Origin of the sequence: Neobacillus sp. PS3-12, assembly GCF_030915385.1 — a bacterium.
In the GTDB taxonomy this organism is placed as follows: domain Bacteria; phylum Bacillota; class Bacilli; order Bacillales; family Cytobacillaceae; genus JAEVLT01.
In genome coordinates, this window is record NZ_CP133268.1 from 926,970 (window position 1) to 950,400 (window position 23,431).

Consider the following 23,431-nt stretch of genomic DNA (forward strand, 5'->3'; position numbering starts at 1 on the left):
TTTCTATTTTAAATAAGAAATTCGACAATGCAACAAAAATTCCTTTTAATTTTTTAATTTTTCTCAAAAAAGCTGTAAAATCTTATCTTTCCTTTTATTTTCTTTTATTTTCGACGAATTTCGCTAGAATCGACATTTTCCATAAGATGGATATGGTCTTTTTGACAAAACAAAATAGGCATTTGCCTATTTTGTAAAACCATTAACTTGCTTTCTCCATTGGTTTATCATAAATATTGATTCCCGCATCATTTAACATCCACTCTATATGAACACCATACCCGGATGTTGGATCGTTAACAAAAACATGTGTTACTGCACCGACAAGCTTTCCATCTTGAATAATTGGGCTGCCGCTCATTCCCTGAACAATTCCTCCTGTTTTTTCAAGAAGTTTTGGGTCTGTTACTTTAATGACCATCCCTTTTGTTGCAGGAAACTTCTGTGGTATTGTACTGACGATTTCAATATTGAAAGCTTCCACCTTATCGTTGTTGACTACTGTTAAAATCTTTGCCGGTCCTTCTTTCACTTGATTGGATAAAGCTATTGGCAGTGGCTCGTCCATTATACCATTTTTAAGCTCTTTATTTAGTTTTCCAAAAATTCCAAACGGACTGTTCTTGTTAATATTTCCAACAATCTCTCGGTCTGAAGAGAATCTCGCCAGTTTTTCACCGGGATCTCCATTGCTTCCTTTTTCAATTGAAGTTACTGTTGAGCGAACAATTTGGCCATCATCAACAACTATCGGCTTTTTCGTATCCATATCAGAAATCACATGTCCTAAAGCTCCATACTTTTTCGAACGCGGATCCATAAAAGTCATTGTTCCAATCCCCGCTGCTGAGTCACGAATATATAATCCAAGTTTGTACATTTCTTCCCCTTTATCCTTTAAGGGAGTTAATTTAGTGGTAAATTTCCCACTTTCACGACTTATCACCATATTCAATGGTTGGCCATTTTGTCCTGCGGTTTGTACAAATGGGGCTACGTCTGACATTTTATCGATTTTTGTACCGTTGATTTCTGTAATAATATCGCCAACTTTTATTCCTGCAATCTCGCCAGGGGATTTTTTGCCTTCTTCGGTATTTACTAAGTGGTGACCGACCACTAATACACCGACAGTATTTAGCTTAACACCAATTGATTGTCCGCCTGGAATCACTTTGAAATCTTTTAATACATTTACATCGACCTGTTTAACGGGAATTCCTGCAAATTCCATTATCATTTCATTTTTTCCTTGTTCATTTGCGGACACGGAAATTGAATGTCTTTCCTGCTTTAGAGAGATACTTTTATTGTGCATTTGAACTTCGGCTGCAACCGGAGCAGCCTTTTGAATCGTATATTGTTGTCCTTTAAAAACAGTAATATTATTGGGAATTGAAAGGTATTGTTGAAAAGGGTGAAAAAAAAGTAAACTGCTTAATGAAACAAGGAGAATTCCACCAATGATTTTTCTAATCGTTTCTAATTTCAAATCTTTTCACTCTCCTCGCTTCTGTCCAATTCAATAAAGGCGGTGATGAGCAGAGCCAAGCTTACACTTATCAAATCGCAAAGTGGTGTTAATACCCACTGCCATCCGATGTAATGACTTTCTTTTGCGGCGCTCCGCCCCTTTTCCTTAAAAAGAAATGGCTACATCTTTAATTTTGCCTCGTTCCCGACCATTTATAACAGGAAGGCATATAAAAAAAGCTACCCAGAATGGATAGCTTTACAAGTTTTTTTAAAAATGAAAAGGTATAGTGTTTGTTTTCCTACAAGAGGCTTGCACTTTTTTTATTTTCTTCAGCAAGCTGCAATAATTCTTCAGCATGTTTTTTTGTTAAATCGGTTATTTCAGCGCCAGAAATCATGCGCCCAATTTCTGTGATTTTTTCATTTAATTTAAGTGGTGTTACAGCTGACTTGGTTCTTCCGCCCTTTGTAACCTTTGAAATAAACAAATGAGTATCAGCCATTGCAGCCACTTGAGGTAGATGCGAAATACACAAAACTTGCGAGTTGATCGCAACTTTGTAAATCTTTTCGGCTATTGCTTGCGCCACTCTGCCACTTACACCTGTATCAACTTCATCGAAAATAATCGACGTTACTCCCTGATGTTTGGAGAAAATACTTTTTAAAGCCAACATGATCCTTGAAAGCTCTCCTCCGGATGCGATCTTAGAAAGTGGTTTTAACGGCTCACCAGGGTTGGTAGAAATATAAAATTCTACATCATCCATTCCATCCCTTGAAAAGTTTCCTTTAGGCTCAAAATGAATTTCAAAAACAGTTTTTGCCATATATAGTTCTTTTAATTCTTTATGGATCAACTTTGTCAGTTTTTCAGCCCATTTCTTTCGAATATCCGTTAATTGATTTGCTTCAAGGCTTAGATCTTTTCTTAAGGAGGACAGTTCCTTTTCTAAATGATCGATATAGGTCTCTTTATTTTGCAGTGTTTCAATTTCCTCTTCAATTTTAGAAGCATATTCCAATATTTCCTCAATCGTACTTCCGTATTTCCTTTTTAAATGATTAATCTCCGTTAACCTGTCTTCAATTTCATTTAATCTATGCGGGTCGTACTCTAATTGGTCCATTTCATTTCGAAGAGATCTTGCTGCTTCCTCAAGTAAATAATAACTATTTGCTACAGCTTCGTACGTATTTTTATAAGCTTCATCAAGTGCTGCAGCTGCTTCAAGGTGACCCATGACCAAACTCACCCAATCAAGGCCCTTTTGCTCACCTTGCAGTGCAGTATAACTAGATTGTACAGCTTCGAAAATCCGTTCGAAATTGTTTAATTTTCTTTTTTCCTCAAGGAGTTCATCGTCTTCATTTAATTTCAAGTTTGCCTTTTGAATTTCATCTAATTGGAATTGAATTAGATCAAGCCGATGGGCTGTTTGCTGCTCGTTCTCGCTTAAGGCTTTTAATTTACCGAGGGTCTGTTCATATCGATGAAATACAGTTTGATATTCAGAAAGAGAGACGGAAATTTCCTTATATCCAAATTGATCAAGTAAGGACAAGTGGTGTGTGTCATCCATTAATTCTTGATGTTCATGCTGGCCGTGGATATCTACTAATGTCGACCCTATTTCACGGAGAGTCGATATGGTAACCAGTTTCCCATTGACTCGGCAAACACTTTTTCCTGAACGCGAAATGTCACGTCTCAAAATTACCATGCCTTCCTCGATTTCAATTCCAAATTCTTGTGCTTTTTGATAACAAGGATGACGATCATGATCTAAATTAAACAGTCCCTCGATTTCCGCTTTTTCTTCTCCATGACGAACAAATTCGGAGGATCCTCTTCCCCCTATTAATAAGTGAATCGCATCAATAATAATCGACTTCCCTGCCCCGGCTTCTCCTGTTAAAACAGTCAAGCCTTTATTAAATGAAAGTGAAAGAGCTTCGATGATAGCAAAGTTTTTTATTGATATCTCACTTAACAAGTTTCATTCCCCCTTAGAGCATCTCAAGGAAACGGTCAGTAATTATCTCTGTTTCTTCAGGGGTTCTGCAAATAATTAAGATGGTATCATCACCACAGATTGTACCGAGGATTTCTTCCCAATCTAAGTTATCAATTAGAGCCCCTATCGCCATTGCATTCCCAGGCAGGCACTTCATTACTAGCAGATGTCCTGCGGCATCAATTTTTATAAATGCATCAATCAAGGCCCTTTTCAGTTTTTGCAATGGATTAAAACGCTGGTCAGCCGGCAGGCTGTATTTGTACCGTCCGTCTGCTAAAGGAACTTTAACAAGGTGCAGTTCCTTTATATCTCGGGATACCGTTGCTTGTGTCACATTAACACCTGCATTTTTCAGCTCATCCACAAGGTCGTCTTGAGTTTCAATGTCATTATTGGCAATAATATCCCTTATTTTGATATGACGCTGTCCTTTATTCATCACTTTCACCTCATAAACGTTTAACAAACACGAATAAAAATATTGTCAGATATACACATATGTTAGCCCATTTTGAAGTTCTTGTACATTTATTATTTTCTCATAAATCATAAAAAGGATAAGCAGCCGCTTATCCCTGTTCAATATCGTTGCCTTTTTTTAATTCTGCATGAGCTTCTTTAACTATTGTTTCCGGATCAGCAGGTAATAAAACTTCGCCTGCTTCACACTCTCCCTTCCATTTTAAATGAAGAAGGAATTCAATATTACCATCGCCCCCTGTAATGGGTGAGTAGGATAAGTTCATAACATAGTACCCTTGTGCAACAGCAAAACCAATAATTTTATTGATTACTTCAAGATGAATCTTCGGTTCACGGACTATTCCTTTTTTACCAACCTGTTCTCTTCCTGCTTCAAACTGTGGTTTTATTAATGCCACAATATCACTTTCACATACTAAAAGATTTTTTAAGACAGGAAGGATTAATTTTAATGAAATAAAAGAAACATCAATAGATGCAAAGTTAGGCATCTCACCGCGTAAATCTGCAGGTGTTACATATCGGAAATTAGTACGTTCCATGACAATAACACGTTCATCCTGGCGAAGCTTCCAGGCGAGTTGATTGTAACCCACATCAAGTGCATATGACATTTTTGCACCATTTTGTAAGGCACAGTCTGTAAAACCTCCTGTGGATGCCCCTATATCTAAAAGAACTTTCCCATTTACATCTACGTCAAAAACCTTGAGGGCCTTTTCGAGCTTAAGACCTCCTCTTGAGACATATGGGAGTACATTTCCTTTAATGGAGAGCGGGATGTCCTCATTTACTTTTTCACCCGGTTTATCGAGCCTCTCTTCATTTGTATAAACAAGGCCTGCCATAATAGCCCTTTTTGCTTTTTCCCGCGTTTCAATCAAGCCTCGTTCGACAAGTAAAACATCAACACGTTCTTTTCTTGTTTTCATAATTTATGCCCTTCGTTGTTTTTTCCGAGCAAGGATCGTTAATCTTCTAACTACTTCCCTTGATGTTAAGCCAATTTCATCAAGCAAGGAATCAACATCACCATGCTCAATAAAGCGGTCAGGAATCCCCATTCTGTCAATGACCGCATCATAAAACCCTTGGTTATTGGCAAATTCAAGAACAGCACTGCCAAATCCCCCTTGGAGCACAGCCTCCTCAATTGTTAAGATTGGCATTTTTTCTTTCAACAGATTTAGAAGCACTTTTTCATCAAAAGGTTTGATAAACCTTGCGTTTATTACTTTTATCGATATACCTTGTTTCTCAAGCTGAGCTGCTGCTTCCAAGGCCATTGGAATCGTTGTACCGAAAGTAAGGATCGCAGCATCCTCCCCTTCTTTTAGGACTTCCCATGTCCCGATTGGAATGGAATGGAATGTTTCATCCATTGGTACCCCAAGACCATTTCCGCGTGGAAACCTCATTGCAATCGGCCCATCATCGTATTTTAATGCAGTATAAACCATATGCTGCCCTTCATTTTCATCTTTTGGCATCATAAGAACAATATTTGGAACATGTCGTAAAAAGGCTATATCAAAAACACCCTGATGTGTTTCACCGTCGGCGCCAACTAATCCAGCACGGTCAATCCCAATAAATACATTTAAATTTTGCCGACAGATGTCATGGACAACCTGATCATAGGCACGCTGCAAAAAGGTTGAATAGATAGCAAGAAACGGCTTCATTCCTTGTGTTGCTAAACCAGCAGCGACCGTTGCTGCATGCTGTTCAGCTATACCTACATCAAACATTCGATCTGGAAACTCCCTTGCAAAGCCTTCAAGCTTCGATCCAACTGGCATCGCTGGTGTAATGGCCACAATCCGCTCATCTTTTCGTGCTAGCTTTCTAACTGTTTCACTAACAAGACTGCTCCAAGCCGGGGGAGCATTTAATGGCTTAACAAAAGCACCAGTATCAGTTTTATATGGACCAGTACCATGCCAAGTACCAACTTTGTCCATTTCAGCTGGCGAGAAACCTTTTCCTTTTTTTGTAATAACGTGAAGTAAGACAGGTCCGGAAATTTTTTTTGCATGTCCTAAGCTTTCAAATAGGGCTTCAAAGTTATGACCATCAACAGGTCCAAGATAGGTAAATCCTAATTCTTCAAAAAAGATTCCAGAAACCAATAAGTACTTAAGGCTATCTTTGATTCTTTCAGCGGTAGCAGCTAATACGCCTCCAACGGCAGGAACTTTTTTAAGCAGATTCTCTAACTCATCTTTTGCCCATTGATACTTTCCGGCTGTCCGCAATCTGCCAAGAACAGAATGAAGAGCACCAACATTAGGAGCAATTGACATTTCATTATCGTTTAAAACAACAATCATGTCTTTTTTCTCATGGCCGATATGATTCAAAGCTTCAAGTGCCATACCACCTGTCAGTGCGCCATCACCGATTACTGGAACAACATAGGATTTTTCCTTTTTTAAATCTCGGGCGATTGCCATACCCATTGCGGCAGATAATGAAGTAGAGCTATGACCTGTCTCCCAAACATCATGCTCACTTTCCATTCGCTTTGGAAAACCGCATAATCCCTTAAATTTTCTTAATGTATCAAATTCGCTAGCCCTTCCAGTTAAAATCTTATGGACATAGGATTGATGACCAACATCCCAAATAATCTTATCCTGCGGACTATTAAAGCATTTATGTAAAGCAATTGTAAGTTCGACTACACCTAAATTGGGTCCAATATGGCCTCCAGTCACAGAAAGCTTTTCAATTAAGAATTGGCGGATCTCCTCACTTAGCTTTTCCAACTCATTATTTGTAAGGCCTTTTAAAAAGGAAGGATTTTTTATTGATAACAGATCCATTTGGACCACTCACTTTCATACTTTTCTTGGAGGATTTGTGTGCATTTTTTTCTCTGTAAAAAAACCGCTAACACAAACGTGATAACGGTTGAATTACGCTTTTTCAATATAAGCAATTATATCATAATTAAAAGTCTGCCTCAAATGTACTTTTAATGATCTCTTGAGGCAACCAAATCCGTTATTTCAAGCAGAATATTTGTGTTTAAATTTGTTTTCTTTAAGTACTGCTTAGCAGCTTCAATATGCTTGCATAATGCTTCTTTTGCACCATCCATTGTTAAAATAAGCGGATATGTGCTTTTATGATTAGCCGTGTCACTGCCTACAGGTTTCCCAATTAGGTCAACATTTCCCTCTACATCAAGAATATCATCACGAATTTGAAATGCAAGTCCAAGATGGTAAGCAAAACCTGAAAGATTGGTTAATTCTGACTCATTTGCTCCTGCAATAATGGCTCCTGCCATCACACAGAACGCTAAAATTTTGCCGGTTTTGTGAACATGGATATACTCAAGCTCTGAAAGAGACAAATCTTTCTCTTCACCTAACATATCAGCCACTTGTCCACCAACCATACCTTCTGTACCCGCAGCCTTTGCCATTTCTATCATCAGCTTAACTTTTTTCTCAGAAGATACATATTCATTCAGTGTTTTACCGATTACTTCAAAGCTATAGGTAAGTAAAGCGTCCCCAGCTAACACTGCTACGGCCTCACCAAAAACCTTATGGTTTGTGGGCTTCCCTCTTCTTAGGTCATCATCATCCATACATGGTAGGTCATCATGAATTAATGAATAGGTGTGAATCATTTCGATGGCACTACCTGCCTGCAGTCCATAGATCGGGTTAACTCCAAAGGCATCCAATGTAGCAAAAATAAGTAAAGGACGAATCCGTTTCCCGCCCGCCTCAAGTGAATATTGCATAGCTTCCTTTATAATCGGAGGAGCATCGAGACCATTTACTAAGTTTCGAAGTTCAGAATCCAGCAGCTGCTTATATTCCTTTGAAAATGAATCCAACAACTTAGTTCCCAATTTTTATTCCTCCTCTGTTATGGAAAAGCTCTCCTTGCGACCATCTTCCGTAATAATTTGTGCCAATTGTTCTTCCACATTTTTTAATTTGTCATGACAAAGTTTGGAAAGTTCCATTCCTTCTTTATAAATGGCAATCGCTTCTTCCAATGGAACGTCACCTTCTTCAAGCCGCTCTACAATTCCTTCTAGTTTATTCATTGCCTCTTCAAAGGATAATTTATTCTCTTCTTCCATTTTACTCATTCTCCTTAATATCTTCGACCTTGCACAGAAGACTTCCATCTGTAAGTTGAACTTGAATAGGTTCACTTTTATTAACCTGCTTAATACTCTTGATCAACCGATGTTCTTCGGTATATGCCAGGCTATAGCCTCGTTCCATTATTTTCAATGGACTTAAAGCCTGTAAAGCGGTAATGATGCGATCATACTTCGTTTGGTTATTAAGTAAAATTTGCTGCATCGCTCGTGAAATCTCTTTTTGAGAACGATTGAATCGATCATTCGCTCCCTTAAGTAGCTCATTGGGATGATTTCGAACAAGCCGTTTGAACAGAACATCTTGTTCACTTGCTTTAAGCATTGTTAACCGCTCTGTCCCTTTTACGAGCCTTTCTATCATTTTATCTGCTTGTTCAAGCTTCTGCTGATAAAGCCGCTCAGGATAACGGAATGCATAGGATTTTTTTAATCTGTTTAGCTGTTCTTTTTCAAACCGCAGTCGATCTTTAACTGCTCGAACCAGCCTGGTTTGGCGTTGAAGAACTCTTTCTAATAATTCATCGATATGGGGAACAGCAAGTTCTGCAGCCCCTGTCGGCGTAGGTGCTCTTAGATCCGCAACAAAATCAGCGATCGTGAAATCTGTTTCATGTCCTACTGCAGAAATAATCGGTATGGTTGAAGTAAAGATCGCACGGGCAACTAACTCCTCATTAAATGCCCACAGTTCCTCAATCGATCCCCCTCCACGTCCGACAATTAAAACATCTATTTCAGACAATTGGTTCGCTTTTTCAATTGCCTTTGCTATTGTGGGAGCAGCATTTTCACCCTGTACAAGGGCTGGAAAAACAAGGATATTGGCGATTGGAAATCGCCGCTTAATGGTTGTGAGAATATCACGAATCGCTGCGCCTGTCGGTGAAGTAATAACGCCAACTGTTTTTGGGAATAATGGAATGGGTTTTTTCTTCTCAATGGCAAATAAGCCTTCTGCTTCAAGTCTTTGTTTTAACTGTTCGTAAGCTAGAAATAGCTCACCAATCCCTTCTGGACGCATTTCTTTTACATAAATTTGATATTGTCCGCTCGGCTCATAAACTGAAATTTCCCCTCTTACAATGATCTTCATTCCATTTTCAGGAATGAACTTAAGGGTCCGAGAAAAGCTTGAAAACATGACAGCCAATATACGTGCTTTTTCGTCCTTTATGGTAAAGTACATATGTCCACTGGAATGACGCTTAAAATTGGAAATCTCCCCTTTTACGTAAATATCCTGTAAGTGGGGGTCATAATCGAATTTTCTTTTTATGTATTTAGTTAATGCATAAACGGACAAATATTTCGGCTCTTGCATAATCTTACCCCTTATTAGGACATAAAAATGAAAAACAGTCCTTATTCAAATTCGGCATTACTTTAACAAGAGTAATGCCAAACCATAAACGATGTAGAACAAGGACTAATGAAATTGATGTAATTTTTTTACTGCCTTCTTAGTTGGAAAACATGACAGAATTACTTTTCAACCATTTGGGCAGCTTTTAATGTATTAAACATCAGCATGGTGATGGTCATCGGTCCAACCCCTTTTGGAACCGGAGTAATGAAACCTGATTTTTCTTTAACTTCTTCAAAAGCTACATCACCACAAAGCTTGCCTGCTTCATTTCGGTTAATACCGACGTCAATGACAACAGCACCCTCTTTTACATAATCTGCTGTAATAAAATTGGCTTTTCCAATTGCTGCGACAAGAATATCTGCTTGCAAGGTATGGTATTTTAAATCTTTTGTTCTTGAATGACAGTATGTTACTGTTGCATTTTGGTTAAGGAACAGTTGTCCTGAAGGTTTTCCCACGATATTGCTTCTCCCCACAATAACAACATGTTTCCCTTCAATCGAAATTCCGGTCTCTTCTAACATGACCATCACACCATATGGAGTGCATGGTAAAAATGCATCTTGTCCAGTCATCATTCTGCCAATGTTAATTGGGTGAAAACCATCTACATCCTTTAAAGGTGAAATGGCTTCGATCACCTTCGTGTCATCAATATGCTTTGGCAATGGGAGTTGTACAAGAATACCGTGAATGCTTTGGTCCTCATTTAATTCATAAATTTTATTCAGCAATTCTTCTTCTGTTATGCTTTCAGGGAATTCTACCAATACTGAATGCATGCCAAGCTCAAGGCAGTTTTTTTGTTTGCTGGTAACATACGTTCTGGATGCTTGATTATTTCCGACTAGTACAACTGCAAGCCCTGGTGTAATTCCTTTTTCTTTAAGTTTTTTAACTTCTTCTGCAATTTCCAACTTTTTTTTCTTTGCTATTTCAGTACCACTTATGATTTCCGCTGTCATTTTTTCTTCTCCCCTTTTATTGTTGGCTGTGTTAAATTTGTCTGTTGATTTCCGCTCCGAGCACTCGCTTTCCGCGGGGAGGTCCGGGAGCCTCCTCGGCGCCTTGGCGCCTGTGGGGTCTCCAGTGACCTCTAGATCCCGCAGGAGTCGAGTGCCCTCCGCTCCAATCAACAGGGTTAAAAAATCAACAATGTCCTTTAACACAGCCTTATTATTAAAAAAGGTGCTGTTTCACCTTTGATAGTACCCCATTGATAAATTTGCTTGATTGATCATCTCCGTAAAGCTTGGCAATTTCAATTGCTTCATCAAGTACAACCTTTTCCGGCACTTCGTCATGTTCGTATTTTAATTCAAATACAGCTATTCTAAGTAAATTGCGATCAACTGTAGCCAATCGCTCTAATGACCATTTTTCAAGATGTGCTTTTATTAATTGATCAATTTCGTCAAGGTGTTCTATCACACCATTAACAAGTTTTGATAGATAATCGTCACTGCGCTCCCCTTCTAAAACATGTTCAATTGCAGCAGAAGGCTCTGTACTGCTGATATCAATTTGAAAAAGAGCTTGCAATGCCTTTTCCCTTGCTGTTCTTCTTTTCATTACATTTAACTCCTTTATGTATATTTATTATCCTAAATGTACCATCTTGCAACTTTCATGCCAAACTGTCTATAGGAGTTTTTATTCATAAAAAGATAATAGCATAACTTTACATTGTTCGCACTGCACTGTGAAATTTTTTTACAAGAGAAAAACCAAAGGAAAAAATTCCTTTGGCTTCTTAGACTAGATCTCTTGTTCAACTTCAGTTTCCGCTTTTTGGTTTTCAAATTGAATACCAACAATATGAATATTTACCTCTTCAGCCTCTAAAGCTGTCATATTAAGCAAGGTTTGCCTAATGTTATCTTGGATTTTTTGAGCAACAGAAGGTATTGAGACTCCAAACTTCATCACGCAATAAACATCAACTTTAATACCTGACTTTGAAAGGTCTACTTTTACACCTTTCCCATGGTTTTTCTTCCCTAAACGCTCCACCACACCTGCAGCAAAATTGCCGCGCATTTGTGCGACACCTTCAACTTCAGAAGCAGCAATCCCTGCAATTACTTCAATTACTTCGGGAGCGATTTCTACCTTACCGTGTCCATCGTTTTCTTGATTCATCTCTAAGACATTATTCTCGCTCATTAAGACACCTCCAGATATTAGCTAAGAATTCATCACATCATTCAATTCAAGGAATTTAGTATTGAACTGTCCTTCAACGAACTTTTTGTTTTCGAGTAGTTTTAAATGGAATGGGATGGTTGTATGAATCCCCTCAACCACGAATTCACCTAATGCTCGTTTCATTCTTGAAATAGCTTCTTCTCTACTGCTTCCATATGTGATGACTTTCGCAATCATTGAATCATAATAAGGTGGAATCGAATACCCGGGATAGGCTGCGGAATCAATCCGAACTCCTAAACCGCCAGGAGGTAAATACATTTTAATTTTCCCTGGTGAAGGCATAAAGTTCTTTAGCGGGTTTTCTGCATTAATCCGGCATTCAATTGCCCATCCATTAAATGTTACATCATTTTGCGTCATAGACAATTTTTCACCGGAAGCAACCTTTATTTGCTCCTTGATTAGATCCGTACCTGTAACCAACTCTGTTACTGGGTGTTCAACCTGAATCCTTGTATTCATTTCCATGAAATAGAATTTCCGATTGCGATAATCATAAATAAATTCTATCGTGCCTGCACCTGAATAATCAACTGCTTTTGCAGCTTTTACAGCCGCATTTCCCATTTCTTCACGAATCTCTCCGTCTAATGCCGGTGAAGGTGATTCTTCAAGTAATTTTTGAAGCCTGCGCTGGATGGAACAATCTCTTTCACCCAGATGAATAACATTGCCATATAAGTCTCCAAGGACTTGGATCTCAACATGACGGAAATCTTCAATATATTTTTCAATATAAACCCCAGGATTTCCAAACGCAGTCGCTGCTTCCTGCTGAGTAATATTGATTCCTTTGATTAATTCTTCCTCATTTTTGGCAACGCGGATTCCTTTACCGCCTCCACCAGCGGTTGCTTTAATGATAACCGGATAGCCAATTGAATTGGAAAGTTCAATTGCTTCGTCGATACTATTAATAATACCTTTTGAACCAGGTACGATTGGAACACCTGCCGTACGCATTGTTTCCCTGGCAATATCCTTTGTCCCCATTTTAGTAATGGCTTCAGGGCTTGGCCCAACAAAGATAATCTTACATTCACGACATAGTTCTGCAAAATTTGCATTTTCCGCCAAAAATCCATATCCTGGATGGATGGCATCACAGCCGGTATGCGTAGCTACACTAATAATATTGGTGAAATTCAAATAACTATCCTTAGATAGTGTTGGTCCTATGCAATAGGCTTCGTCTGCGAGCTGGACATGTAGAGCTTCACGGTCTGCTTCGGAATAAACAGCTACAGTCTCTATACCCATTTCTCGGCAAGCCCGAATAACCCGAACTGCAATTTCACCTCTGTTTGCAATTAACAGTTTTTTAATCATCCTGTTATCTCGCTCCTTATTCTGCCTTTACTAAAAATAAAGGCTGCCCATATTCTACTAACTGTCCATTTTTAGCAAGGACTTCAACAATTTCTCCGTTTACTTCTGCTTCAATTTCATTAAATAATTTCATTGCTTCAACAATACAAACGATCGAATCTTTCGATACCTTTGAACCAGCTCTTACATAAGCATCAGTATCTGGTGATGGAGAAGCATAGAACGTTCCAACCATTGGAGAAGTAATCTTATGTAGATCTGATGTATCTACTTGGTTACTTACTTCTACTTTGGTTTCTACTGCAGCAATTTCTTGTTTTGGTGCTGGCGGTGCTGCAACTGGTGCCACCGCAGCAGGTGCAACACTAACTGGTTGGGCCTGAACGGCATGGACCACTGGTTTTACCGCAGCTACTGTGTCTACTACACTTTTTTTCATACTAATTTTTGATCCTTCATGCTCGTAAACGAATTCATCGATGTTTGATTGATCTACTAGTTTAATCAACTCTCGGATCTCTTGCACTTTTAACATTGTTAAACACCCCTCGTCTCTTGTGTATGTGACTAGCTACTAATACTATACGATAATACTTTGTTATAGTTCAATGATGATAAATAACCGCTTAGCATTTTCAGCTTTTCATTCCAATTACATATTAATATGTTTTAAGCAAAATGTGAACTTAAAACACATAATTTTTTATAAATTTGTTATATAACACCGAAAATTGGAGATTTTTGTCATTGAACTTGATAAAAAAAAGAAAACCAGCTCATTTCTCTGCTTGTTGAGAATTGTTTTTTTCTCGGCATTTTTTTATTTTGTCAGAAAGCTAGATAACAAATTTAATGATTGTCCCTGCAATTAGTCCCGTTGATTTCCGCTCCGGGCACTCGCTTTCCGCGGGGAGGTCCTGGAGCCTCCTCGGCGCTAAGGCGCCTGTGGGGTCTCCAGTGACCTCTGATCCCGCAGGAGTCGAGTGCCCTCCGCTCCAATCAACAGGGAGGTTAATAAACTTAAAGTATTTCAACACACTTATAGGAATATGTGGAGCAGTAGGGCGCCCTTTATCATCGCTGTGTTAAAGGACGGCCCTTTTCAAGAAAAAACAAAAAATTATTATATTTGTTATAAACATTGATTTCACCACTTATTCTTATTAATAATTAGTTGAGCCGAAGGTCTTTATTGAAAACACTCTGTTGATTGGTGCGGAAGGCACGAAGACTCCTGCGGGAGTACGGGGCAGGGGAGACCCCGCAGGAGCGCAGCGACGAGGAGGCTCCCCGGCACGCCCGCGGAAAGCGAAGTGCCTGGAGCGCCAATCAACAGACATGTTGAAAGCCAATATACTAATAATTATATACGTGGTGAATTATTCAATTATCGAATAAAATAAGAGGCTGCCGATGGTTCCGACAGCCTGAATAAGCATAGCTTTCTTTAAAAGTCTTTTTGCAAATAAATTCTATTTAGTTGGCTGGAATTCTACCGCCACGTAGTTTGTTTCACCGATTTCTTTCTTTACCAATTGGATAATATCATTTGCAGCAGATGGTGAATGTTTTTTCTTTGATTTAACAGTAATATTCACTTTTTCCCCATCGGCACGAACAAGAGCATCATCATAGCCCATTGTTTTAATTAACGTTTCAAGCACTTCTTCCTTTTGAGCTGTTTCACTTAACTTTTGCATTTGATCGTATGCTTCACTTCGCTTGTCAGCAGGGAGATTGGTCGATGCAACCTCTGCCTCTAATTCTGCCTTCTGCTTACTGCGCTCGTCTTCTAGCTGCATCCGAAGCTCATCAAATGCACTGTCTCCAGCAACCGTCGTAACAACCGTATTATTGCTCTTTGTATCTGTCTTTTTACTCACCGATGTATTTTTAGCTGCCGTTTGATCTTTTGTCTTTTGCTCCACGGCAGCCATATCATTCCCTTTTTGTTCGGGGAGGTAATATAGTAAACTGACAAAACTACCACCAAACTTAACATTGTTAATAACCATACAGTTTGTTTTTTCAAAAGCATCTTTTATGTCCTCCTTTTATTTTTTCGGCATTACAGCTACACGATAACTCGGAACGTCGAGTACTCTTGTTACTGCATCAACAATCCATTTCTTCACCTCAATATTCTCCGCCCCTTTGGCAACGACAAGAACTCCACGAATTTTTGGCTTTTTTGTTTGTACAACAATTGGGACTTCTTGATCCCCATTTCGAATAATAACCATCTGTTCATCAGTAGAAGAATCCTGTACTTTTCGCTTACCGCCATTTGTATCTGTTTCGTTTGTAGTTTGATTTTTTGAGTTCTTATTGGTCTGAAGTACTTTTTCTTCTGAACTATCTACATTCACGACTACCCTTGTGTCTTTAACACCTAACATCTCATCAAGGGACGTTTTCAATTGGCTTTCATACTGCCTCTCGTAATCAGTGATATCTTTATTACCTGTACTCTTACTAATGCCAAAAGCCGGCACATCTTCCCCGCTTGATTGTGTCATTTTTACTGCTGGCTGACTTGGAGCTTGTGCTTGTCTCTTATAAAAGATATTTCCAGCAAGCATGAAGGCTGCACCAATACATAAAACAAGTATCATATAACGATATTTACCAGCTTTATTTTCTGGCTGATCTTTTAAAATCCATTTTTTTAAACGTGTAATTGGACCTTGTTTTTTATCCATTCTTGTTGGCGTCCCCCCTTCAATCGAAACTTCAATTGTTTTTTCATCTACATTCCATTTTTTCGAAAGAAACGCTGAGATTTCTGCGCTTTTCTCTACCTTTTTTTTAGATGAAAGAGGTTTTTTCGTATTAATCTCAATAGGCTTAACAACTTCGACTGTAAGGGCATTGTCCGCTGGTTGTTTAAGATGCACAGTTAACTTTTGCAGGTTTTTAGGGAATGTTTGATTACTTTTTTCATTGGTTGAAATTTCGACTTTATCAATTTCTAAACTGTACTTTTTCATCAACTCCTCTGCTACGCCCTTTTTCAGTTGGACAGCCATTTGTTCTAAAATATATGCATGTTCAGTCGCTTGTATTTCTTTTTTCTTCATTTCTATTGAATTTTTCATATTATTTTCATTTACTGAACTAAAATTGGGCAGTGAGGCTAGCATTGATTCAAAATTCGTAGAGGTTAGTTTAAGAATAGGTGTCAAGATGATTGCGATTAATAGTAAGCCGGTAACTAGTTTGGTATACTTCTGCATGCTTGAGTTCGGTAAAAGCATATCGATCACAGTAGCAAGAAGAATAAATAGAATGATATTTGTAACCCATTGTATTAAAAAAGACATGTCCAACCCCTACCTCATCATCATTGTTACATTGCCCGCTGCAATGATCACCGTTATGCTTAAAAAGAACATGAGTGAGACGATTGCTAAGGCTGCAAACACGTATATAACACTTTTGGAAATAATATCTAAACACTTAATAATAGGCCCTCCGCCTAAAGGTTGGAGTAGTGCAGCTGCAAATTTGTATATAAAGGAGATCATTAAGATCTTTATGGCTGGAAACGCAACAATAATTAATAATATGGCTACACCGGCAATCCCTACTGAATTTTTTAGAAGGGCAGATGCGCTTATCACCGTGTCTGTTGCATCTGTAAACATTCTTCCGATGACAGGAATAAAATTCCCTGTAATAAATTTGGCAGTTTTGATCGTAATTCCATCTGCAACTGCTGTTGAGGCACCTTGAACCGAGATCACACCAAGGAAAACGGTTAAAAATAGTCCCATCAACCCAATACTCCAATTACGTAATAAACCAGCTAACTGAGTGACCTTGTAATTTTCACTAATAGTACTTACGATACTTAATAACGCTCCCAAAAATAGTAAAGGTAAGATCACATATTGTATTAAAATCCCGCTCGTGTTCATTAAAAATAAAATAACAGGGTGAAAAAAAGAGGCAGATACAATCCCTCCAGATGCTGCCATTAGGGCTAGTAATAAAGGGATTAAGGCTAGCACAAAGGAAATCATTGTGCCTATTGTTTCATTGGTATAATCCATAGCAATATGAAAACTATTTAAGGCCAAAATCACCAGAACCATATAAACGATTGAATAGGCCACCTTACTTACTGTGCTTTTTTCAAATGAGTTTTGTAAGGATTGCAAAAACATACTAAACACAGTTAACAGTATTAATGAACCTAATAATTTTCCATTTGCGACAAATTCCTGAAAAACAAACTTTAAAAGTCCCTGCCCCCACTGGTTAAAAGAAAAATTCTTCCCCTCTTTGATAAAATCATAAAGACTTCCTTTTTGACTTTCAGGAAGAAAACCACCATATTTACTAGTAATATCTCCCCAAAATTTTTTCAACTCCGTCAAGTCTAGTGATTTTAGCTGAGTATCAACTAATGATTGGGGAGAAGGATTCGCCGCCACATTCTGTTGGTCCCCGGCAGCTTGTACTTTGGGAATCAATAGAAAAAAGAAAAGAAGAGTAATAATAGAAATAAACTTAAACCGCTGCTTCATTAATTGATCCACCCCGTTTTATATAGAAAAAATAGCAGGTTCTAGCTGGGAATTAGTTTTATTACTGTTTCAATCATGACTGTTAAGATCGGAATTGCCATTGCCAGAATGATGATCTTTCCGGCCAGTTCGATTTTGGATGCTATTGCACCCTGTCCTGCATCTTTTGTTATTTGTGAAGCGAATTCAGCAATGTAAGCAATGCCAATAATTTTTAAAATTGTTTCTACATAAACCATATTCACTTTGGCATTAATAGCTAACTTTTCAAGCATATTAATAATTTCGTAGATTTTGTCTACTAAAAACAGAAAAATGGTGCAACCGACAAATACCACAAGGAGAAAAGCAAAATTTTGTTTTTGCTCCTTAAGAATTAAGGCAAGAAATGTTGCTACCAGAGCTATACCTACTATTTTGATGATTTCAATGGCCGGCTCCCCCTTCCTATTGAAATAAAAAAACAGATTTTATTTTTTGAAAGAGATCATCTACGATTGAGGCAACCTGAAAAAGAATGTAAATAAAACCGAATAAAGTTACCCATTGGGCGTACTCTTTTTTTCCTACTTGATCAAGGACAGTATGCAAAAATGCAACAACGATTCCAACACCGGCAATTTTAAAGATAATATCCACATCTAAGCCCATAGCTTTGCCCCCTAAATAAATAAAATAATCAGTAATAATCCCGCAAGAAACCCGATACTTTTTACCATCTTTTCGTATTTCATTTGCTTATCTCGGGCATCCGCTTCTTCGCTTTCTAAGTGAGTGAGGGTAAGCATAATCTGTTTTTGCTGGCTCAAGCGATCATGCCTGCCGAGAGTTTCCCCAAATTGTTTCATGATTTCAAACTCTCTCTGTTTCAAAGCTGTTTGCTTCCAAACTTCTTTTAAACTAGTTTCCCACGCTTCCCGAACTGTTGTTTCTGTATCCGTTAATTTCCCGGCAAATTCTGCAAAGAAACGTGATAATGGTTTTGATAGCTGTTCAGCCAGCCTCAGTGCAGCCTCATGTAATGGTGTATGTCCATACATTATTTCTGCTTCAAGCGACTGGAGTGCAGATTTTAATAATCTAAGCTGTTTCGGACGTTCGCTTAAATGCCTCGATGCCTCAAAGCCGGTCCAAGTGGTTGCAGTTATGATCAAAATAGCACCGATTAGCTTGATCATTTTAAGTCACACTCACTTTTTGATTCATTTCCTTGCCCTGTCCATCAAAAATGTGGGCAATTGTTCCAGGTCCCTGTTTTCTACTTAAAACAATAAATCGTTGGAAAATATCTTGTTCAAGGATCTCCCTTAAGGACGGCCGTTTTTTAATATCATCTAGACTATTTCCATGTATGGTCATCATTAACTTTATCCCGGCATGTACAGCTTCAAGGATCGCTTCTGCATCTTCCTTTCTCCCAATTTCATCAACTATTAGAACATCTGGGCTCATCGAGCGGATCATCATCATCATTCCCTCTGCTTTAGGACAAGCATCGAGAACATCGATGCGATTTCCAAAAGTCAAATTGGGTATCCCATTTACACATCCAGCAATTTCAGAACGTTCGTCTACAATCCCTACCTTTGCTGCCTGAATCGCCTTTTTGGATTCACCTGTTGAAATGACTCTAGCTAAGTCCCTTAAAAGGGTCGTTTTTCCAGTCTGTGGCGGACCAATAATCATCGTATGCATCCATCCATCCCTAAAAACAAATGGGATGATACCGCCAGCAATTCCGATTTTTTCCTTGGCAATTCGAATATTAAAAGATGATACATCTCGAATTGCTTTTACTCTTCCTTCTTCAAGAATGACTTTTCCGGCAAGGCCAATTCGATGTCCACCTGAAACCGTAATATAACCTCTTCTTAATTCTTCCTCGATCGCATAAATAGAAAAGTGACTAATTTTATTCATTAAATGGAACGCATCTTCCTGTTGGACAACATATGGTAAAAAAGCGATTCTTCCATTCATGGAAATTTCAATTTGCCTGTTAATCCGAATTCTAATTTCTTCTATTTCTTCTTGCTGGGAAGGAGGAATCCGATTTAATATGTCTGCAATATTTTTAGGCAGGAAATTTATCACTGTATTCAAATAATTACCTCCTTGCTGCTTGTCTCATTAGTTAAAATGTATTCCTAGTTACAAACATTATGACTTTGAATTCGTGGAAACTCAGGTATTTTCATGATGAAAACATCGTATTTTTTAAGTAGGAAAGCCTTAGGGGGATGATCATGTATTATCAACAGCAGCCAATTAACCTGTCTAATTACCTTCAGCCATATTTGATTGAAGTTTCGGGAAATAATGAAATGACGGTATCACCAGATATGGGGACAATTAACTTGGGTGTGATCACAGAAAATCAAGAATTACTTCAAGCACAGCAGCAAAATTCGCTTACAATTAATAACGTCATTCAATCGCTATTGTCTAATGGAATTCCAAAGGAAAAAATGAAGACGTTTGATTACCGAATTGATTCAGAATACGATTTTGTGGAAGGCAAACAGATCTTTAGAGGATATAAGGTGACTAATCTTTTACAGTTAACAGTTGACGAGTTATCTAAAATAGGAAAAATCGTTGATGAAGCCGTCCACCATGGGGCTAACTATATTGCTAACGTTCAATTTTCCCTTAAGAATCAAGATACTCAATATCAAAAGGCCCTCTCCATGGCAATAAAGGATGCAGCGAATAAGGCGAGCGAGATAGCAAATACTCTAAAAGTTCATCTACAGCCAATTCCAGTTTTAGTGATAGAGGATGCCAGAACAGAACAACCTATTCCAAGCCTAGGGGGGACATATGTAAAAGGACTCAGTACTACAACCTTTGAACCAGGACAGCTGAAGATCAAAGCTAAAATCATCGCACACTTTCGCTACTATGTCTAAAAGAAAAAGGATTAAACCCGTTAAAATAGGTTTAATCCTTTTGATTAATTATTTATCATATTTTTTCACAAAATCATAGATCTGGCCTTCAGACAGCGGGCCGTTATAATGTTCTCGAATGATACCATCACGGTCAATAATGAAAGTTTCTGGCTGGCCGGTAACATTATAAATTTTCCCAACGGTTGCATTATAATCAAACAAGAACGTTGCTGTACTTTTATTTTTTTTCAAAAATTCTTTGACATCGTCCTTTGTTTCTCCGCGGTCAATCATAATGAGAGGATATTTCTTGCCATAATCTTTGGCATATTGCGCTAACTCCGGTGCCTCTTCCTTACACGGCTCACACCATGTTGCAAAATAATTAATTACTATGGTTTTACCTTTATAATCAGATAATTTTGTTGTTGAACCATCTAAATTAGGTAGCGAGAAATTATATGCCTTGTCACCTGTATCCGTCTTTTTACTTTGATGTATCATGCCATAGGCAAAATAACCAAACATGCCGATTAAAAGAACTAACACAAGTGGTCTAATAAATTTCTTAGTCTTACTATTACCATTTTGTAATTGCTGAGAGTCGTCTATTAATTGTTCAGATTCTTTTGGATTCAAATTATTCATTCCGCTTCCCCCTAACACCAACGGGTAAACTTGTTATTTGTCTAACTGCTTAAGGAATTCAATTTCCTTTTTAAGATCTTTATGACGTTTACCTAAAATGATTAAGTATCCAAAAATGATTAACCAAATTGCGGAATATGCTGCCCATACGAAAGTCATAATAATCTCCTCCTACTTTTCTAAATCTTCGCGTAGTTTTTCTTTATATTGATTTACTTTAATTCTCATATTCTCAAAAGCTACTCCCCTGTTTAGAAGGTACGCATAAAGGAATATCAAGCCAAAAATAGAAAACATTAAAGCTACCATCATATTTCCTTCAATTCCCCCGCCCTGCTGGCTAACACCGTTTCCGAAAACAATCGGATGAAGTTTTGTCTGCCACCAGCGAATCGCAAAGAATACGATCGGTACATCGGCAAATCCCAGGATTCCAAAGACAGATGCTAGTCGTGCTTTTTTATCCCAAACCCCGTCCATTTGGCGGATCATGACATAAGCAACATAGATAAACCAAAGGATCAGTGTGGTGGTTAAGCGCGGTTCCCAAACCCACCATGTATTCCATGCTGATTTTGCCCAAATTGGACCAGTAACTAAAACTAATGTCGTAAAGACTAAACCTATTTCAGCAGAAACATAGGCATACGTATCAAAAATTCTTTTTCTTTTAATTAGATATAAAATGCTAAAAATAAAAGTTACAAAGAATGCTGTAAATGCAGTAGCTGCTGAACCGACATGAAAGTAAAATATTTTTTGAACGATACCCATTGTTTTTTCAATGTGTGCATACATAAAAATCAGATAAATAGCAGATAAAATTAAAACGACAGCACCGCCAAACAAAATTTTCGGTAAAATTGAACTTTTTGTCTCAAGCGGTTTTGACTCGGGGAGGGTTATATGCTCCCTTTCAAGATTCATACTCATCTCCTACACCTCCAACACATATTCTATAAGTAAGAAACAGAGAACAAAAAAGATAACATCATAGGCGGAAACTAATTGGATCCACGCCAATGCACTCTTAACCTTATCCATATTTGTTAACGTAATTCTTGTTGCTTGTACAACACCAATTAAGATTGGGCTGGTGATTGGAAAAAGCAACAAGGGCAAGAGCATTTCACTACTTTTTGAATTTGCGGCCAAGGCCGCCAAAAATGTACCGATACTAATAAAGCCAAAGCTTCCAATGAATAACACTAAAATGAATAATGGCACACTTCCAAGGATTTTAAAGTTAAATAGTAAGAAAAGAAACGGTACTGAAATACATTCAACCACCAGAATCATCGCAAAGTTCGCCAACAATTTTCCTAAAAAAATACTAGTAGCATCCATCGGAGCGATCATTAAGCCCTGCATGGTATCGTTTCTTTGTTCCGAAATAAAGGAACGGTTTAACCCCAAAATTCCTGAAAATACAATGATTACCCAAACAACTCCTGGTATAACTTCTTTTGTGGTATTATTGGCCGGATCAAAAGCAAAACTGAAAACCAGGATGACAAGTCCTGCAAAAATAATCATGGTAGCAAGAACTTGTTTTGTTTTTAACTCTGAATATAGATCTTTTTTCGCAAGTATGAGGGCATTTCTTATTAATGTCATGATACTCCCTCCACTTGAAGCTGATATTTATCATTCAAAAGATCTAAATTTCTTTCCTTCAGTTTAAAGTCATCCACAATTTTGCCGTTTTTCATGATCAAAATTCGATCACATATTTCAGCCGCCTGTTTAAAATCATGGGTAACCATTATTGTTGTTGTCCCTTTTACTTTCATGGAAACTATTACATTATTTAGAATTGCGATTGCACCTTGATCGAGTCCTGTGTGTGGTTCATCCAAATAGAGAATTCTCGGTTCATGGACAATTGCTCTTGCAATGGCTATTCTTTGAATCATTCCACGTGAGAAGTTTTTTACCGGCTCATTTAGGAAAAAGGACAGCCCCACTTCTTTTACTAGCTCTGTTGCTCTTTTTTCAGGATTATTAACTCCATATAATTCACCAAAGAAAACTAGATTTTCTAATGGTGAATATTGATCGTAAAGCAAGCTGGAATGGGGTAAATAGCCGAAAAGCTTTTTAATTTCAAGCTGATTCTTTTTTAAATTTAAACCATTAATCATTACTTGGCCGGTTGTTGGTTTGATCAGAGTTGATAACACCTTAAGTAGGGTGCTTTTACCTGCACCATTTGGGCCTAGTATTGCGACTGTTTCCCCTTGTTTGATGGAGAGGTCAATTCCGCGTAAGATTAATTTATTATCTGCTTGTTTTGTAAGACCCTTTATGTCAATCACTGCAGTCCCTCC

25 protein-coding genes and 1 pseudogene are annotated in these 23,431 nt (G+C 38.0%); 1 reads left to right on the forward strand and 25 read right to left on the reverse strand.

The genetic code is table 11. The features are described 5' to 3' along the window. Nucleotides 1-202: 202 nt before the first annotated feature. The 20 genes and pseudogenes from spoIVB to spoIIIAA form a co-directional block, all read right to left on the reverse strand. Nucleotides 203-1,492 (reverse strand): SpoIVB peptidase, encoded by a 1,290-nt coding sequence (gene spoIVB / locus RCG17_RS04815; protein WP_308174126.1) that lies wholly within the window; start codon nt 1,490-1,492, stop codon nt 203-205. Nucleotides 1,493-1,775: 283 nt separating this feature from the next. Then, nucleotides 1,776-3,473 (reverse strand): DNA repair protein RecN, encoded by a 1,698-nt coding sequence (recN, locus tag RCG17_RS04820; RefSeq protein ID WP_308174127.1) that lies wholly within the window; start codon nt 3,471-3,473, stop codon nt 1,776-1,778. Between the two features lie 13 nt (nt 3,474-3,486). Further along, nucleotides 3,487-3,936 carry a transcriptional regulator AhrC/ArgR gene (gene ahrC, locus RCG17_RS04825; protein WP_308174128.1) on the reverse strand — a complete coding sequence of 150 codons (450 nt, stop codon included), beginning with the start codon at nt 3,934-3,936 and terminating at the stop codon, nt 3,487-3,489. Between the two features lie 130 nt (nt 3,937-4,066). Then, a complete protein-coding gene (locus tag RCG17_RS04830) occupies nt 4,067-4,912 on the reverse strand; it encodes a TlyA family RNA methyltransferase (RefSeq protein WP_308174129.1) in 846 nt (281 codons plus the stop codon). A 3-nt stretch (nt 4,913-4,915) separates the two neighbouring features. Further along, the gene (dxs, locus tag RCG17_RS04835; RefSeq protein WP_308174130.1) at nt 4,916-6,808 is read right to left on the reverse strand and encodes a 1-deoxy-D-xylulose-5-phosphate synthase; all 1,893 of its coding nucleotides are present in this window, start codon (nt 6,806-6,808) and stop codon (nt 4,916-4,918) included. A 152-nt stretch (nt 6,809-6,960) separates the two neighbouring features. Then, the gene (locus RCG17_RS04840; RefSeq protein WP_308174131.1) at nt 6,961-7,854 is read right to left on the reverse strand and encodes a polyprenyl synthetase family protein; all 894 of its coding nucleotides are present in this window, start codon (nt 7,852-7,854) and stop codon (nt 6,961-6,963) included. A 3-nt stretch (nt 7,855-7,857) separates the two neighbouring features. After that, nucleotides 7,858-8,091 carry an exodeoxyribonuclease VII small subunit gene (locus RCG17_RS04845; RefSeq protein WP_308174132.1) on the reverse strand — a complete coding sequence of 78 codons (234 nt, stop codon included), beginning with the start codon at nt 8,089-8,091 and terminating at the stop codon, nt 7,858-7,860. A 1-nt stretch (nt 8,092) separates the two neighbouring features. Next, nucleotides 8,093-9,439, reverse strand: a complete 1,347-nt coding sequence (gene xseA / locus RCG17_RS04850) for an exodeoxyribonuclease VII large subunit (RefSeq protein WP_308174133.1) — start codon at nt 9,437-9,439, stop codon at nt 8,093-8,095. 161 nt (nt 9,440-9,600) lie between these two features. Further along, nucleotides 9,601-10,452: a bifunctional methylenetetrahydrofolate dehydrogenase/methenyltetrahydrofolate cyclohydrolase FolD gene (gene folD / locus RCG17_RS04855; RefSeq protein WP_308174134.1), complete on the reverse strand. Its 852-nt coding sequence runs from the start codon at nt 10,450-10,452 to the stop codon at nt 9,601-9,603. Nucleotides 10,453-10,666: 214 nt separating this feature from the next. Continuing rightward, nucleotides 10,667-11,059, reverse strand: a complete 393-nt coding sequence (nusB, locus tag RCG17_RS04860) for a transcription antitermination factor NusB (protein ID WP_308174135.1) — start codon at nt 11,057-11,059, stop codon at nt 10,667-10,669. A gap of 186 nt (nt 11,060-11,245) precedes the next feature. Further along, entirely contained in the window at nt 11,246-11,653 is a 408-nt protein-coding gene (locus RCG17_RS04865) for an Asp23/Gls24 family envelope stress response protein (RefSeq protein ID WP_308174136.1), read from the reverse strand. Nucleotides 11,654-11,674: 21 nt separating this feature from the next. Next, a complete protein-coding gene (gene accC, locus RCG17_RS04870; RefSeq protein ID WP_308174137.1) occupies nt 11,675-13,027 on the reverse strand; it encodes an acetyl-CoA carboxylase biotin carboxylase subunit in 1,353 nt (450 codons plus the stop codon). A gap of 16 nt (nt 13,028-13,043) precedes the next feature. Beyond that, nucleotides 13,044-13,562, reverse strand: coding sequence for an acetyl-CoA carboxylase biotin carboxyl carrier protein (gene accB, locus RCG17_RS04875; RefSeq protein ID WP_308174138.1), 519 nt, complete (start codon nt 13,560-13,562; stop codon nt 13,044-13,046). Between the two features lie 937 nt (nt 13,563-14,499). Next, nucleotides 14,500-15,065, reverse strand: a pseudogene (locus RCG17_RS04880) (SpoIIIAH-like family protein). A gap of 16 nt (nt 15,066-15,081) precedes the next feature. After that, nucleotides 15,082-16,350, reverse strand: coding sequence for a stage III sporulation protein AG (gene spoIIIAG, locus RCG17_RS04885; protein ID WP_308174140.1), 1,269 nt, complete (start codon nt 16,348-16,350; stop codon nt 15,082-15,084). A 9-nt stretch (nt 16,351-16,359) separates the two neighbouring features. Continuing rightward, on the reverse strand, nt 16,360-17,559 hold the full coding sequence (gene spoIIIAE, locus RCG17_RS04890; protein WP_308174141.1) for a stage III sporulation protein AE: 1,200 nt from the start codon (nt 17,557-17,559) through the stop codon (nt 16,360-16,362). A 41-nt stretch (nt 17,560-17,600) separates the two neighbouring features. Then, nucleotides 17,601-17,990, reverse strand: coding sequence for a stage III sporulation protein AD (gene spoIIIAD, locus RCG17_RS04895; RefSeq protein ID WP_308175765.1), 390 nt, complete (start codon nt 17,988-17,990; stop codon nt 17,601-17,603). A 16-nt stretch (nt 17,991-18,006) separates the two neighbouring features. Next, the gene (gene spoIIIAC / locus RCG17_RS04900; RefSeq protein WP_173070597.1) at nt 18,007-18,210 is read right to left on the reverse strand and encodes a stage III sporulation protein AC; all 204 of its coding nucleotides are present in this window, start codon (nt 18,208-18,210) and stop codon (nt 18,007-18,009) included. Nucleotides 18,211-18,221: 11 nt separating this feature from the next. Next, nucleotides 18,222-18,737: a stage III sporulation protein SpoIIIAB gene (gene spoIIIAB / locus RCG17_RS04905; RefSeq protein WP_308174142.1), complete on the reverse strand. Its 516-nt coding sequence runs from the start codon at nt 18,735-18,737 to the stop codon at nt 18,222-18,224. 1 nt (nt 18,738) lies between these two features. Then, nucleotides 18,739-19,662, reverse strand: a complete 924-nt coding sequence (spoIIIAA, locus tag RCG17_RS04910) for a stage III sporulation protein AA (RefSeq protein ID WP_308174143.1) — start codon at nt 19,660-19,662, stop codon at nt 18,739-18,741. 143 nt (nt 19,663-19,805) lie between these two features. Here spoIIIAA and RCG17_RS04915 point away from each other — a divergent pair, with 143 nt between their 5' ends. Beyond that, entirely contained in the window at nt 19,806-20,471 is a 666-nt protein-coding gene (locus RCG17_RS04915; RefSeq protein WP_308174144.1) for an SIMPL domain-containing protein, read from the forward strand. 48 nt (nt 20,472-20,519) lie between these two features. On the opposite strand, the gene RCG17_RS04920 is transcribed toward RCG17_RS04915, so the two are convergent. The 5 genes from RCG17_RS04920 to RCG17_RS04940 are packed head-to-tail and all read right to left on the reverse strand — an operon-like array spanning nt 20,520 to nt 23,419. Then, on the reverse strand, nt 20,520-21,101 hold the full coding sequence (locus RCG17_RS04920; protein ID WP_308174145.1) for a TlpA family protein disulfide reductase: 582 nt from the start codon (nt 21,099-21,101) through the stop codon (nt 20,520-20,522). A gap of 33 nt (nt 21,102-21,134) precedes the next feature. Further along, the gene (locus RCG17_RS04925) at nt 21,135-21,260 is read right to left on the reverse strand and encodes a CcmD family protein (protein WP_308174146.1); all 126 of its coding nucleotides are present in this window, start codon (nt 21,258-21,260) and stop codon (nt 21,135-21,137) included. 12 nt (nt 21,261-21,272) lie between these two features. After that, nucleotides 21,273-22,034: a cytochrome c biogenesis protein gene (locus RCG17_RS04930; RefSeq protein ID WP_308174147.1), complete on the reverse strand. Its 762-nt coding sequence runs from the start codon at nt 22,032-22,034 to the stop codon at nt 21,273-21,275. A 3-nt stretch (nt 22,035-22,037) separates the two neighbouring features. Next, nucleotides 22,038-22,718 (reverse strand): heme exporter protein CcmB, encoded by a 681-nt coding sequence (locus RCG17_RS04935; RefSeq protein WP_308174148.1) that lies wholly within the window; start codon nt 22,716-22,718, stop codon nt 22,038-22,040. Continuing rightward, entirely contained in the window at nt 22,715-23,419 is a 705-nt protein-coding gene (locus RCG17_RS04940) for an ABC transporter ATP-binding protein (protein ID WP_308174149.1), read from the reverse strand. Before RCG17_RS04940 ends, RCG17_RS04935 begins: the two co-directional genes overlap by 4 nt. Nucleotides 23,420-23,431 lie beyond the last annotated feature (12 nt).